The following is a 14037-nucleotide window of genomic DNA, read 5'->3' as shown; positions in this document are numbered from 1 at the left end:
TCAATCCTTCGATTTCAGTTCCATCTCGTCGAGCGCGGCGGCGAGGCGTTTTTCTTCGTTGTAGTAGCGGGCGCGATCCCAGAAATGCGGTTTGCCGATACCGGTCGACATATGGCGCCCAATCAGACGGCCGCTCGCGTCCTCGCCTTCGATCTCGTAACGCATCAGATCCTGAGTGATGATGACGTCACCTTCCATGCCGATCACCTCGGTGATCTGGGTGATGCGACGCGAGCCGTCACGAAGGCGCTGCGCCTGGATGATGACATCGATCGAGGAAGAAATGATTTCGCGCACGGTCTTTGCCGGCAGGGTGAAGCCACCCATGGCGATCATCGATTCCATACGGCTCAGGCATTCGCGCGGGTTGTTGGCGTGGATCGTGCCCATCGAGCCGTCATGGCCGGTGTTCATGGCCTGCAGCAGGTCGAAAACCTCTGGTCCGCGCACTTCGCCGACGATGATGCGTTCGGGACGCATACGCAGGCAGTTCTTGACGAGGTCGCGCATGGTGATCTCGCCCTCGCCTTCGATGTTCGGCGGGCGGGTTTCCAGGCGCACCACATGCGGCTGCTGGAGCTGCAGTTCGGCCGTATCTTCGCAGGTAATGACGCGCTCGTCGCGGTCGATATAGTTCGTCAGGCAGTTCAGAAGCGTGGTTTTGCCCGAGCCCGTTCCGCCCGAGATGATGACGTTGCAGCGGACGCGGCCGATGATCTGAAGCACTGTCGCGCCCTCAGGCGTGATGGCGCCAAAGCGCACCAGCTGATCGAGCGTCAGCTTGTCCTTCTTGAACTTACGGATAGTGAGTGCCGGGCCATCGATCGACAGCGGCGGCGCGATGACGTTGACGCGCGAGCCGTCGGGCAGGCGCGCGTCGCAGATCGGGCTCGATTCATCGACACGGCGGCCGACCTGGCTGACGATGCGCTGGCAGATCGAAAGAAGCTGCGAATTGTCGCGGAAGCGGATTTCGGATTCGATGGTCTTGCCGCCGACTTCGATGAAGGTCTGGCCGGCACCATTGACCATGATATCGGCAATGTCGTCGCGCGCCAGCAGCGGCTCGAGCGGACCGTAACCAAGCACGTCGTTGCAGATATCCTCGAGCAGTTCTTCCTGCTCCGAGATCGACATCGCGAAATTCTTGATAGTGATGATATCGTTGACGATATCGCGGATTTCCTCGCGTGCGCTTTCGCCATCCAGCTTGGAGAGCTGCGAGAGGTCGATCGTATCGATCAGTGCAGAAAAGACCTGCGCCTTGGTATCGTAATATTCATCCGTTCGGGCGGGCCGCTTGCGCTGCGGCGTCTGTATAGGCGGCGGCGCCACCTGCTGGCGGACAGGTTCGCGCGACGGCTCGACGAGCACTGCGGGACCGGATGGCGCTGCCGGGGCGGCAGCCGGCATCGGCGGCGGAGGAGCGGCGATACCGCCGGCACCGGCCCTTCCGAAACCTTCATTTCCGCGTTTTCCGAACATTGATCCGATCCAATTCTACTCGTTCACTTGCGCTTCAGAAGGCCGAGCAGGCCGCCCTTCCTGGATTTCTTGATCGCCACGCGACCCGTGACGATGTGCGAGATCTGCGAAAAGGTCTCTGATGTCGGCGACTTCGGGTCGACCTCGGAGATCATCCGGCCGCTGTTGGCGGCGTTACCGAAAAGACCGATATCGAAGGGAATGATGGCGATCGGTTCGACTTCCAGCGGCTCGCAGAAATCTGAAATCGAAATTTCCGGCCGCTTTGGCATGCCGACCTGATTGAGAATGAGATGCGGCACCTTGTCGTTCGGGCGCATCTTGCGGAGCGCATCAAGCATGTTCTTGGTATTGCGAAGGTTAGCGAGGTCGGGAACGGCGCAAATGACGACCTCATCGGCGCTCGACAGGACCGAACGGGTCCAGTCCGACCAGGCATGAGGAACATCGAGCACCGTCACCGGCGCGCTGCGCTGCAGCACATCCATGACCGGCTGGAAGGCCTGGCCATCGAAATCATAGGCGCGATCGAGAAGCGAAGGGGCAGCCAGAAGCGAGAGATGCTCCGAGCACTTGGTCAGCAGGCGGTCAAGGAAAACCTCGTCAAGCCGTTCCGGCGCAAAGACAGCCTCGGCAATGCCCTGGGCCGGATCCTGATCGAAATCGATGTTCGCCGTGCCATAAGGCAGGTCGAGATCGGCCAGGATCGTTTCGGTCGAGAACAGGTTCGAGATACCGAAGGCGCAATTATGCGCAATGGTCGATGCGCCGACCCCGCCCTTCGCGCCAATAAAGGCGATGGAGCGGCCAAGCGGCTCGGCTTCCGGATCGACGAAGATCGTCGCCATTGCGGCCATGATATCCGGCATGGCGACAGGCTGGACCATATATTCGGAAATGCCGTTGCGGATCAGATCGCGGTAAAGACCGATATCGTTGTAGTAGCCGACGATGATGACCTTGGTGGAGGGATCGCAGACGGCGGCAAGTGGCGCGAGCTCGGCAAGCAGGCCCGCAGGATTCGCCCTGGTTTCAAGGATGATCAGGTTCGGGGTCGGTGCGCTGGAAAACATGTTCGCAGCCGCCGCCGTTCCGCCGCTGGTAATGCGCAGACTGACTTTCGACATGCGACGGTCATTGGCGCAACGCTCCATCACCCGCTGCAATCCCTCGCTTTCGCAGAAGGCGTGAACGGAGATGCGCGGCAGCGGCCGCATATTTTCCAGTTCGCCCATGCGCATAGCCTCTTCGGCATGGCGGAGCTCGCTGGTATTCTTGATTTCGTAGTCGACGGTGCTCATCGTTTCATCCCGCCTGATCAGAAACCGGTCTGGCCGGAATCGACATCATCGATCGTGGTCGTGGTCGTCCGGTATTCCTGGATCGCCTGATTGCGCCGCTCGGCGTCGATCGGAGTCATGCCGCGCGGAGCGACGAAATCTTCCGGATTGGCGACCTGAGCGGCGAGGTTGTTCTGCGAGGCACAGCCGAAATTGTAGTAATTCTGGTTCGTGAAGTCTGCCGAGATATCCCTCGGCCACTGACCGCACTGGGTCGTTACCGCCGTCATACCGGTGAAGCTCAAGCGTATCGGCGCAGCGTCGCGGAGACCGGTTGCTGCATAGGACGTATTGATGATCTTGTTGCTGGCAATGCCACGCGAAGCAAGTTCGGCACGAACCTGGCTGCGCAGGGCGCGAGCCGCGCCTGCATTGGCGGATCCCTCCGGAGACAGGATGTAGACCGGACCGGAAGCGCGCGACGCGTAGTTTTGCGCAAAGCCGCGAATCAACTCGCGCTGTGCAATCGTCAGGCGGCGATCGCTGGAGGCAACGGGAATATCGACCGTTTGTTCGGCTTCCGTCACGACGATCGGGTGGCGCTCCCGGTAATCATCAGGAATGCCTCCGGTCGTGAGCTGGTCACGCGGACCGGCGCAGCCGGAAAGAATTGCAACGGCGAGTGATGCAGCCACGAGTAGAGGCCTTGTCGTGCGGAAATGTATCGCGCTGCAATGGGCCATCGCCTGATCTCTGTTCGTTTTCATCGGTTCAGACCCTGCCCCGCTCATTTGTAGATAAATCCGATGGAACCGTGGAACTGCGCATCGGCAACCGGCGCCTGGGAGCTGCCGTAAACTTTGTTGACGCGGTTCATGAAGAAGGCGGATGCGTCATCCGGCGGGCTGAAATTGTCATCCGGCCGATTGAGCTGATTGCGTGCCACCGGGCGCACCAGGTAGGGCGTCGCGATGATGACGAGTTCCGTTTCCTGACGTTCAACCCCCTTCTGGCGGAAGAGCGTGCCGAGAAGCGGGATCTTCGATGCGCCGGGAGTGCCGTTCATCGTCTGAGAGATGTTGTCGCGGATGAGGCCAGCTAGAGCAATCGAACCGCCCGAGGGGAGTTCGACCGAGGTCTCTGCCGAGCGGCGCTGATAGGTGGGCGCGGTCCCTGATACCGACGGTGCCGGCTCCGAGACATTGGTCTTGATCTGCAGGCTGATGCGGCCCGAAGAGAGGACCACCGGTTTGAAAGCCAGATTGATACCGTAGTTATAGGGAACGACCGTGACGTTGCCCTGGTTGTCCGTCGTCGAATAAAGAACCTGACCGCCTGAATTGAAAGTCGCGGCCTGACCAGAGATCGCGGTCAACGTGGGTTCGGCCAGCGTGCGGACGACCTTGCCCTGTTCCAGTGCGTTCAGATAGGTCGAAATATCGTACTTGCCGATCGAGTTCTTGAAGAGTGCCGCAAGGCCACCACCGACGACGGATGTGGCCGTATCCGCCGAGGGACTACCAAGCTGGGCGACCGTCATGCCCGAGGAGTTGGTAACGAGATTGTCGAAACCGAGTTGCTTCAGGATTTCGCGACGAACCTCGGCTATCGTGACCTTGAGCGTGACCTGGTCTTCACCTTGGATCTGCAAGAGGTTGACCACCTGTGAGACCTGGCGGTTTTCGGCAAAGAGTGCAACTGCACTGTCGCCGCCGGTGCCTGACGCGGTTTCCGTACGCGTGGTGGCCTCACCGCCCTTCAGGAACGCTTCAGCGAGCGATGCTGCCTGAGTTGCATCTTGTGGCGTGCGAACGGTACCCGTCAGCACGATATTGTCAGAAACGATCTCGACCTTGATGGCGGAGTCGGGAATGAAGCGGCGCAGATTGACCTCAAGCCCGGATACGTCGCGCTCGATCTCGATATCGAGACTGACGACCTCCTCGCCGCTGGCGCCGAAAACGAAGATGTTGGTCTGCCCGACCTTCTTGCCGAATAGGTAGATGCGCCGCGACGTACGGGTTACGGCATCGGCCATGCTGGGATCGGAAACGAGAATGTCATGGGCGTCTTCCGGCAGGTCGACCACCAGCGCCTTGTTGAGGCCGAGCTTCAGACGGCGATGCGCGCCGGGACCGCCTTGCGAAATACGGATGAGGCTTTCCGAGCCGGCATTGGCCTGCTTCACTTCGAAAGGCGCATGAAAGGAAAACGGCATAACGCCCGTCGCCGCCATTGCCAGAGAAAGGCAGCCGGTCAGGAAAAGCCTGGTGCGCTGTTTTGAGTTGCCCATCTGCATTTCCCTTACTCCGGCTTCACTGAGCCGGTGGCATCCGTAACGATGGAGCCGGACTTGATGACCTGGACGATTGCGCTGCCGTTGTCGCCGCTCAGCAGGTAGTCTGCCGCGCTGGTGTCCTGCTCTTGCGCGTCGGCAACGGAGCGCAGGGCGAGTGAAAGGCGATCGGCCATCTGCTGGGCGACGGCCAGAACCTTGGTCTGGTCGGGGGTGAGTTCCAGCGTTGCTGTCGTGCCAACCGCAGCCTTGGTGCCGTCTTCCTTTTCCTCGATCTGCTGGTCGATGGCGAGAACGCGGACGTTACTCAAAACGGTTTCGGTTATATATTTGTCCGTGCCCTGCCCCTTACGCACCATGATCACGTCAACGCGGTCATTGGGGAGGATGAAGCCACCGGCACCGGTCGCCACGGAGATTTCGGTCGCTACGGCGCGCTTACCGGCAGGCAGCAGCGAGGACAGGATTCGGCTGTTGGAATCGGCTACCTTCTCGGGACGGATCGGTTCGCCCTCGAAGACGGGCAAGCGCACGACAGCGCCCTGCAGATCCTTGATAGCGTCCGGCCGATCGGTCTCGGTAATAAAGCCCTGGACAACCCCGTTCTGGGGCCAGGCTATCCAGTGGACGGCCTTCTCATCCAGCCGCGCGCCGACGGGGAGATTGGCGCTGGAAACCAAGACGTTGACGGTCGGCTCTTTCTCGATGACGGATTGAACCTTCGTGACGACGTTGCCACTACCGGCCATGTTCATCGCAAGAATACCGGCAAGGCCGGCTGCCACCACGGCGACAGCTAGGATAATAAGGCGGGCCGGTTTCATTGATCATTCCTTAGGGCACGACGCGTTCGCCCCGCAGAATGCTCAGGAATTGGTATAATTATAGTTAATGGAGCACTTACATTTTAAGTTAACGGCCGATTAATACGCCGTCATTTCAGGCTTTCCAGCGCTGCCAGAAACAGCGGCGAGGACGGAAAGGCGAGGAAGCCGCCAATCGCGATGGCAACACCATAGGGGATCTTCTTGGCGAGCAGGAGCGAATTGGGAATGGGCAGGCCGATCGCCAATATCATATTTGCCTGCGAGCGGATCAACAGGATTGCCAACGTCACCAAACCGCCGATGAAACTGACATAAACGAGAAAGGATAGCAGCGCGGGATCGTAACCGAACCAGATCGCAGCCGCGCTCAGAAGTTTCGCGTCTCCGCCGCCCATCACATTGAGCGCAAAGAGTGCAAAGCAAATGCAGAACACGATGGCGGCGCCAAGTGCGTGCATTCCGATTGCAGGAAGAGCCATGCCACTCAAAGGCGCCAGCACGGCGAACGAAATCATCAGGATCAACGACACCCTGTTCGGGATCGTCATCGTCAACAGATCGGATATGGCCGCAAAAACAAGGCAGAGTGGAAAAACCAGAAGGATTGCGGCCACGATCATCTTCTCACCTGCCCCAAGTTTTCATCTGCCCCAAGCCAAACAGGCTCACGGCTGTTCGCTCGTGAGCCTGACCTTACTAAACCAGAGCTACGCCCCAGCAATTATTACTTCACAGCGTCGTCCAGCTTGTTGCCGAGTTCGACGAAGGTAGAATTGAGCTTGCCGCCAAGCGTGGTGGCGCCAGCAACGAGGGCTACGGAAATCAGAGCGGCGATCAGGCCGTATTCAATTGCGGTCGCGCCGGATTCATCTTTCAGAAAACGGCTAAAAAGCTTGGTCATGGTTACTCCTAACTCCAGTTGATGTTCAGCACGTCCGCCAACTGTTGCCGTTGATCGGATGGCTGCAACCTACTGAATGGCCGTTTCCATCGACTTAAAGAAATGCGTTAACAAGGTGTAAACGAGACAACCGGCCCAGTCAGGGTAAGTAATCTCTTACCGCATAGCTTGCAATTCTAAGGAGTTTCCGGAAGTAATGTGTAGCATTAGCTTCCAAGCATCCAGAAACGGCACACGTTTCTGCTATCTGTCGATTCCACGCCTCATCAGAGCGTGCCGATACGGTCCAATACGTTTCGCAAACGAACATGGCAGGAAAAGCTTAAAGCTTCGTTCACCATTTTTTTGCATTCTATCTGCAATCTGCATTGCGATCGTGAAAGAGGGCCAAATGCCATCGAACGGCAAGACCGTTTTCTTTGCCTGGGTGATTGCGGCTCTCACGGCATCCGCGGCCTCCGCCCAGGAGGGCATGCTGCGCGTCTATATGGACCACGCGCGCGTCCTCAAGCTCGACCGTCCGGTCAGCAAGGTCATCGTCGGCAATTCCAAGGTTGCCGACGCAACGGTTGCCGACTCCAAGACAATCGTGTTGACGGGCCGCAGCTTCGGCACGACCAATATCGTGCTGCTCGATGGCGCCGGCAACGCCATTCTGGACGACCGCATCCTCGTCTCCATAGACGAGGGCAATACGGTGCGCGTCTATCGCCAGACCGAACGCTCGGTTCTTTCCTGCACGCCCAATTGCGAACAGCATTCGCAACAAGGTGAAGCAGCCGCCGCAACCAATTGATGTGCGCTCAGCTCACGCCTATTCGTTAAAATAGCTGCTCCGAGCTGAAACGGAAAATCAACGAACGCGGCTTAGTGTGGCGCCCGAAGAACATTTTCGGGGCCAGACTATGGCGATCAGTGAGCAGGAGACGGGCAACGTGTGTGCGTCCCTCCGTCTATCCAGACTTTGCGCCTTGGCACGATCGCGTGATGGTTCCGCCGCGATCGAATTCGCATTGCTAGCCATTCCCTATTTCATCATCATATTCGCCATCCTGGAAACCTTCATCGCCTTCGCTGCGGAAGAACTGGTTTCGAATGCCGTCGATACGATGAGCCGCGAGATGCGCACAGGGCAGATCACATTCGATTCTACCCGCCCTACCTACAAGACGCAGACACAGTTCCGGCAGGCCTTCTGCAACGAGATTTCGATCATCATCCGCTGCTCGCAGACCGAGGCGGCTACACCCAGCAAGCTCTATCTGGATGTACGGAGCTTCACAACTTTTGCCTCGATCCCAACGACGATCCCCCGAGCATCCTCGGATAAGTATTCCGACCTCAAGACTTCGGATTTCAAGTTCACGCCCGGCGGCCCCGGCTCGATCAACATGGTGCGTGCCTATTACCGCTGGTCCATCATTGTCGATCTCGTTCGTCCCTATGTCACAGGCCTTCGCCCTGTCGGCAGTTCCATGCCGAGCGAATATCTGATCGTCGCCACGGCTGCCTTTCAGAACGAGCAGTATCCATAATGGCGCGAAGCAGCCTTTTAATACGATTGAGTTCAACGGCACGACGCTTTGCACGCGACCGCAAGGGTGTCGGCGCCATCGAGTTTGCAATCATCTTCCCGGTTCTCGTCATGCTCTATCTCGGCGCGTTCGAGATCACGATCGGGCTCAGCGTCAGCAAGCGCACGACACGTGCTGCCGGCTCGATCGCCGATATCATTACCCAGCAGCAGAGCGTGACAAAAAGCTCGCTGACGGATATCGCCAAAGCCGCCCCGGCAATCTTCGCACCCTATGACAGTTCCGGTCTTTCGTTGAAGGTCACGGCAATCCAGATCGACGGCAGCGCCAATCCTACCGTTCTTTGGTCCTGGGCCCAGAGCGGTGCGGCACCCTATGCCAAGAACAGCGCGGTTTCCGATGTGCCCACGGAAATGAAGAAGGCAAACAGCTTCCTCATCCGCACCGAACTCAGCATACCGTACACGCTGCTCGTCTTTGCTCCCAGCTTCTTGCCAGCAGAGACACGCACCATCACGATCAGCCGCAGCTACTTCTATCGCCAGCGTCAAAACGACAACATTCCCTGCGGCGACTGCTAAAGCGTATCGTGATCGCTAGGATCCGCTGACACCCTTTAAGTCCCTGTTTGATAGATGTCGTTCTCGCAAAACCGCTTTAGGGCAACATGCGCGGGCGCTTTCACAGCTCAAATTTGCCAAGCGGTTCCCGTCAATATATGGCTTGGCGCCAGACAGATCGTTCCAGCCATACGCTGACGACAGCAGATAATACGGGTGAAAAATGGCGCGGGCCTTTCTCTTCGTTCTGGATTCCTTCGGTGTTGGCGGAGCGCCGGATGCCGCAGCCTATGGCGATGAAGGCGCCGATACGCTCGGCCATATCGCCGAATTCTGTGCGGCAGGTGCAGCCGACCGAGCCGGACTCCGTTCCGGCCCCCTTGCGCTGCCGAACATGTCTGCGCTCGGGCTGCTGCATATTGCCCGGGCGGCCAGCGGCCAGTTTCCGGCCGGCATGCCGCTGCCGGACAAGATCTACGGTATCTACGGCGCTGCCAACGAAACGTCGCGCGGAAAGGACACGCCGTCAGGCCATTGGGAAATCGCCGGAACGCCCGTTACCTTCGACTGGGGTTATTTTCCGAGCGAGGGCGATGCCTTTCCGCAGGAACTGATCGATGCGCTCTGCCGGGCGGCTGACGTTCCCGGCATTCTCGGCAATTGCCATGCTTCGGGAACCGAGATCATCGACCGCTACGGTGAAGAGCATATGCGCAGCGGCAAGCCGATCTGCTATACCTCCTCGGATTCCGTGTTCCAGGTCGCAGCTCATGAGGTCTATTTCGGCCTCGACCGCCTCCTCACCTTTTGCCAGATCGCCCGCAGCCTGCTAGACCCCTACAATATCGGCCGCGTCATCGCGCGTCCCTTCATTGGCCAAAGTGCTGCGACCTTCCAGAGAACCGGCAACCGCCGTGACTTCTCGGTGCCGCCTCCGGAGCCGACGCTGCTCGACCGGCTCGTCCAACATGGCCGCAATGTGCATGCGGTCGGCAAGATCGGCGATATCTTCGCCCATCATGGCGTTTCGCGGGTCATCAAGGCAAATGGCAACGATGCCCTGATGGATGCTTCCCTTGCCGCAATCGACGAGGCGGAAGATGGCGATATCGTCTTCACCAATTTCGTCGATTTCGACATGGTATATGGACATCGCCGCGACGTGCCGGGCTATGCGGCTGCCCTCGAAGCCTTCGACACGCGCCTTACTGAAGTTCATCAGAAGCTGCGGGCCGGCGACCTCGTGGTCCTGACCGCCGATCACGGCTGCGATCCGACCTGGCGCGGCACGGACCATACGCGCGAGCGCGTGCCTATCATCGCTTACGGTCCCGGCATCAGATCGCGCTCGGTCGGCATACGGCGGACCTATGCCGATATCGGCGAAAGCATTGCGCGGCATCTCGGCATTCCCGCGGGGCCGCATGGGAGGAGTTTTCTGTGACATCGCATTTGAAGAAGGTCGAGCTGCACTGCCATCTGGAGGGTGCGGCTCCGCCTGATCTGACCGAGGCACAGGCGCGCAAATATGGCATCGACAGCAGCGCCTGCCTGCAGGACGGCGCCTATGTCTGGCATGATTTCGCGAGCTTTCTGGAATGCTACGACAAGGTTTCCGAGGTTTACAAGACCGAGGAAGACTATGCGCTGCTGACGGAAACCTATCTGCAAGAACTTGCCGGCATCGGTACGATCTACAGCGAGCTCATCGTTTCGCCAGACCACGGCAAGCGCATCGGGCTCGGCGCGGACGCCTATATATCAGGTGTGTGTGAAGGCGTCCGCCGGGCAAAGGCGAAAAGCGGCATCGAGGCACGGCTTATCGTGACCGGGGAACGGCATTTCGGCCCTGAGAGCGTCATCGGTGCTGCGGAATATGCGGCGAAGGCCAATAATCCCCTGATAACAGGCTTCAATCTCGCCGGCGAGGAGCGGATGGGTCGCGTCGCCGATTATGCGCGCGCCTTCGACATCGCCCGCGATGCAGGGCTCGGCCTCACCATCCATGCCGGTGAAGTTTGCGGCGCCTTCAGCGTTTCGGACGCATTGGACGAGGTGCGTCCCTCGCGTATCGGCCATGGCGTACGGGCGATCGAGGACGCTGACCTCATCAGGCGGCTTGCGGACCTCGGCACAGTGCTGGAGGTCTGCCCTGGTTCAAACATCGCGCTCAAGGTCTTTCCAGACTTCGCATCGCATCCGTTGCGCAGACTGAGAGAAGCGGGCGTCAAGGTGACGATCAGTTCCGACGATCCACCCTTCTTCCACACATCGCTCAAGCGGGAATACGAGCTTGCCTCGGAGGCCTTTGCCTTCAGCGATGCTGAAATCAATGCTATGACGCGAACGGCCATCGAGGCCGCCTTCGTCGACGAAGAGACACGCAAGGCGTTGCTTGCCCGCCTTTAAAGGCGCGCGGGATTGTTAATGGTCCAGGCAAATCGGTCTCCGCACTTGCAGTGGAGGCGATTTCCATGGAAGAAACAGCCGATAAGAACAAAGAATTGGAAGGTTTCCCTATGGACGGCGTCACAGTCATCGATCACCCGCTCGTGCAGCACAAACTCACCATCATGCGGCGTAAGGAAACCTCGACAGGCAGCTTCCGCCGGCTGTTGCGCGAAATCTCGACACTGCTCTGCTATGAGGTGACGCGCGATCTGGAACTGACGATGGAGACGATCGAAACGCCGATCCAGGAGATGCAGTCGCCGATCCTCGAAGGCAAGAAGCTGGTCTTTGCCTCCATCCTGCGCGCCGGCAACGGGCTCCTGGAAGGCATGCTCGATCTGGTCCCTTCCGCCCGCGTTTCCCATATCGGCGTCTATCGCGACCATGAGACGCTGCAGCCGGTCGAATATTACTTCAAGGCGCCTGAAGATGTCGCCGAGCGTCTGATCATCGTCGTCGATCCGATGCTTGCGACCGGCAACTCCTCAATTGCCGCCATCGACAAGCTGAAGGAGCGCGGAGCGCACAATATCCGTTTCCTCTGCCTGCTGGCGGCTCCTGAAGGCATCAAGAACTTCCGCGCCGCGCATCCCGATGTTCCGGTCTTCACAGCAGCGATCGACAGCCATCTGAACGAGAAGGGCTATATCGTGCCCGGTCTCGGTGATGCCGGCGACCGGATGTACGGAACCAAATAGTTTCAATTTCCTTTACCAATTCCAAATCCTTCAGGCCCGGGCGGTTCGTCCCGGGCCTTTTTATGTCGCCGTTAGCAACTTTTCAGCACTTATGGCTTAGCTGATTGAAGTGTGAGGTCCCGCATGAGGCGGGGTTTATACAGGAAGGATTTCTGTTTCATGCTCATGCGTACCGTCATATTTGCCAGCATCGCGGCTGCGCTGGCGACACAAGTGCCTTCCCTGCTCACCCGCACGACGCAGCCCGGCAATACGATTTCCGCAAATTTCGTCTCGACCGAGGATAGCGCGCCCGATGCGCCGGCCACGATCGCCGATGGCGGCATGATCCGCCTGCAGGCCGATGCTCAGGGTCATTATACCGGCAATTTCAGGATGAACGGCAAGCCCGTACAGGGGTTGATCGATACCGGCGCCACCTTTGTCGCGCTGAACGAAAGCCTCGCCCGCAGGCTCGGCTTTACCGGCAACCAGCTCGATTTCCGCTATGCAGTCAATACCGCGAACGGCCAGACCAAGGCGGCGCATGTGACGCTCGATCGCATAGAGATCGGCGGCATTCGCGTTCGCAGCGTCGAAGCCTTCGTGCTGAAAGACGAGGCGTTGAGCGGCACGCTTGTTGGCATGAGCTTCCTGCAGAAGCTTGCCTCCTATTCCGTGGCCGACGGCTCCCTCAGCCTCAAGCAGTAAATTCCATCAGATACGGCCGGCGATGACAGGTGGAAGCTCCGGCTTCTCGTCTGCAATACGATAGTTTGCAGCAAGAGAGGCGACGGCCTTTTCGGCCGAAGCCTCGTCTGCCGCGTGAACGAGCGCGATCGGATCGCCCTCATGCACATGCGTTCCAAGCGGCAGCAGGCCGGTGAAGCCGACGCTGTGGTCGATCCGGTCGGCCGGATGGCGTCGTCCGCCGCCGAGATCGATGACGCTGACGCCCACGTCGCGGGCGTCGCAGGCGGCGAGCCAGCCGGCGCGCGATGCCGGAACGGGACGCTCGACCGGCGCCTTGCGCAGATAGGCATTCGGCCGTTCCAGAAGATCGGCCGGGCCGCCGAGCATATGGACCATGCGCGCGAAGATCTCCGCAGCCTTGCCGGAAGAGAGGGCCTCCTGTGCCTTTCTCTCCGCCTCGAGGAGCGAACCCGCGATACCCGACTGCACCAGCATTTCGGCGGCAAAGGCAAGCACGATCGTTTCGAGGCGCGTGCCAGCCTTTCGGCCTGCCAGAAAATCGAGGCAGTTGCGGACTTCCACGGCATTGCCGGCGCTATCGGCAAGCGGCTGGTTCATGTCGGTGATCAGCGCAGATGTCTTCACACCCGCGCCATTTGCGACCTCCACCAGGGAATGCGCCAGCGCGATTGCCTGCTCCGGATCGGCCATGAAGGCGCCGTTACCGGTTTTGACATCGAGCACCAGGGTCTGAAGGCCGGCGGCAAGTTTCTTCGAGAGGATAGAGGCTGTGATCAGCGGGATGGAATCGACGGTCGCCGTTACATCGCGCACGGCATAGAGCCTGCCGTCGGCCGGCGCCAAAGCACCGGTCGGGCCGATGATGGCGCAGCCGACCTCTTTCACCACCTTGCGGAAGAGACCGGCATCCGGATTGATCGTATAGCCTGGAATGGATTCGAGCTTGTCCAGCGTTCCACCGGTATGGCCAAGGCCGCGACCTGATATCATCGGTACGGCCAGACCGCAGGCGGCGGCAATCGGGGCAAGCATCAGCGAGACGTTGTCGCCCACCCCGCCGGTCGAGTGCTTGTCTGCGACTGGCCGGCCGATGCCTTCCCAGGAGAGCATGTCGCCGGAGCGCGCCATGGCGAGCGTCAGTGCAACGGTCTCGGTGCGCGACATGCCCTTGAACCAGACGGCCATGGCGAATGCGCCGATCTGGCCTTCCGACAGATTGCCGGCAGCCAGCGCCGCGATAAAGGCGTCGATATCACCAGTCGGCAGTTCCGCGCCGTTGCGCTTCTGGCGGATGATCTCCTGCGGGATCAT

General features: G+C 59.4%; 15 protein-coding genes. 7 read left to right on the top strand and 8 right to left on the bottom strand.

Features of this window, described 5'->3' with window-relative positions; translation table 11 throughout:
* From FHX06_RS16035 to FHX06_RS16005, 7 genes are all read right to left on the bottom strand, one after another.
* Window positions 1–1485, bottom strand: coding sequence for a CpaF family protein (locus tag FHX06_RS16035; protein ID WP_183880015.1), 1485 nt, complete (start codon window positions 1483–1485; stop codon window positions 1–3).
* Window positions 1486–1508: 23 nt separating this feature from the next.
* Window positions 1509–2786 (bottom strand): CpaE family protein, encoded by a 1278-nt coding sequence (locus FHX06_RS16030; RefSeq protein ID WP_018114937.1) that lies wholly within the window; start codon window positions 2784–2786, stop codon window positions 1509–1511.
* A 17-nt stretch (window positions 2787–2803) separates the two neighbouring features.
* On the bottom strand, window positions 2804–3556 hold the full coding sequence (locus FHX06_RS16025; RefSeq protein ID WP_112970138.1) for a CpaD family pilus assembly protein: 753 nt from the start codon (window positions 3554–3556) through the stop codon (window positions 2804–2806).
* The gene (locus FHX06_RS16020) at window positions 3553–5064 is read right to left on the bottom strand and encodes a type II and III secretion system protein family protein (protein WP_409564410.1); all 1512 of its coding nucleotides are present in this window, start codon (window positions 5062–5064) and stop codon (window positions 3553–3555) included. Before FHX06_RS16020 ends, FHX06_RS16025 begins: the two co-directional genes overlap by 4 nt.
* 5 nt (window positions 5065–5069) lie before the next feature.
* Entirely contained in the window at window positions 5070–5885 is an 816-nt protein-coding gene (gene cpaB / locus FHX06_RS16015) for a Flp pilus assembly protein CpaB (RefSeq protein WP_183880013.1), read from the bottom strand.
* Window positions 5886–5995: 110 nt separating this feature from the next.
* Window positions 5996–6508: a prepilin peptidase gene (locus tag FHX06_RS16010; RefSeq protein ID WP_113016239.1), complete on the bottom strand. Its 513-nt coding sequence runs from the start codon at window positions 6506–6508 to the stop codon at window positions 5996–5998.
* A 104-nt stretch (window positions 6509–6612) separates the two neighbouring features.
* Entirely contained in the window at window positions 6613–6789 is a 177-nt protein-coding gene (locus FHX06_RS16005; protein ID WP_113016238.1) for a Flp family type IVb pilin, read from the bottom strand.
* A 391-nt stretch (window positions 6790–7180) separates the two neighbouring features.
* On the opposite strand from FHX06_RS16005, the gene FHX06_RS16000 reads away from it, so the two are divergent.
* From FHX06_RS16000 to FHX06_RS15970, 7 genes are all read left to right on the top strand, one after another.
* Window positions 7181–7585, top strand: coding sequence for a pilus assembly protein N-terminal domain-containing protein (locus FHX06_RS16000; RefSeq protein ID WP_183880011.1), 405 nt, complete (start codon window positions 7181–7183; stop codon window positions 7583–7585).
* A gap of 109 nt (window positions 7586–7694) precedes the next feature.
* On the top strand, window positions 7695–8324 hold the full coding sequence (locus FHX06_RS15995) for a TadE/TadG family type IV pilus assembly protein (RefSeq protein ID WP_183880009.1): 630 nt from the start codon (window positions 7695–7697) through the stop codon (window positions 8322–8324).
* Window positions 8324–8905, top strand: a complete 582-nt coding sequence (locus tag FHX06_RS15990; RefSeq protein ID WP_183880007.1) for a TadE/TadG family type IV pilus assembly protein — start codon at window positions 8324–8326, stop codon at window positions 8903–8905. Before FHX06_RS15995 ends, FHX06_RS15990 begins: the two co-directional genes overlap by 1 nt.
* 202 nt (window positions 8906–9107) lie before the next feature.
* Window positions 9108–10328, top strand: coding sequence for a phosphopentomutase (locus FHX06_RS15985; protein ID WP_113114804.1), 1221 nt, complete (start codon window positions 9108–9110; stop codon window positions 10326–10328).
* The gene (locus FHX06_RS15980; protein WP_183880005.1) at window positions 10325–11293 is read left to right on the top strand and encodes an adenosine deaminase; all 969 of its coding nucleotides are present in this window, start codon (window positions 10325–10327) and stop codon (window positions 11291–11293) included. The genes FHX06_RS15985 and FHX06_RS15980 overlap by 4 nt, the downstream gene beginning before the upstream one ends.
* Before the next feature lie 110 nt (window positions 11294–11403).
* Window positions 11404–12033, top strand: a complete 630-nt coding sequence (upp, locus tag FHX06_RS15975) for a uracil phosphoribosyltransferase (protein WP_037100564.1) — start codon at window positions 11404–11406, stop codon at window positions 12031–12033.
* Window positions 12034–12156: 123 nt separating this feature from the next.
* Window positions 12157–12723: a TIGR02281 family clan AA aspartic protease gene (locus FHX06_RS15970; protein WP_113211208.1), complete on the top strand. Its 567-nt coding sequence runs from the start codon at window positions 12157–12159 to the stop codon at window positions 12721–12723.
* Between the two features lie 6 nt (window positions 12724–12729).
* Here FHX06_RS15970 and deoA read toward each other — a convergent pair whose 3' ends face one another.
* Entirely contained in the window at window positions 12730–14037 is a 1308-nt protein-coding gene (deoA, locus tag FHX06_RS15965; RefSeq protein WP_183880003.1) for a thymidine phosphorylase, read from the bottom strand.

This window comes from Rhizobium sp. BK512 (genome assembly GCF_014194915.1).
GTDB lineage: Bacteria > Pseudomonadota > Alphaproteobacteria > Rhizobiales > Rhizobiaceae > Rhizobium.
The sequence above is the reverse complement of the archived record's forward strand: the minus strand, read 5'-3'. Positions and strand labels throughout refer to the sequence as shown.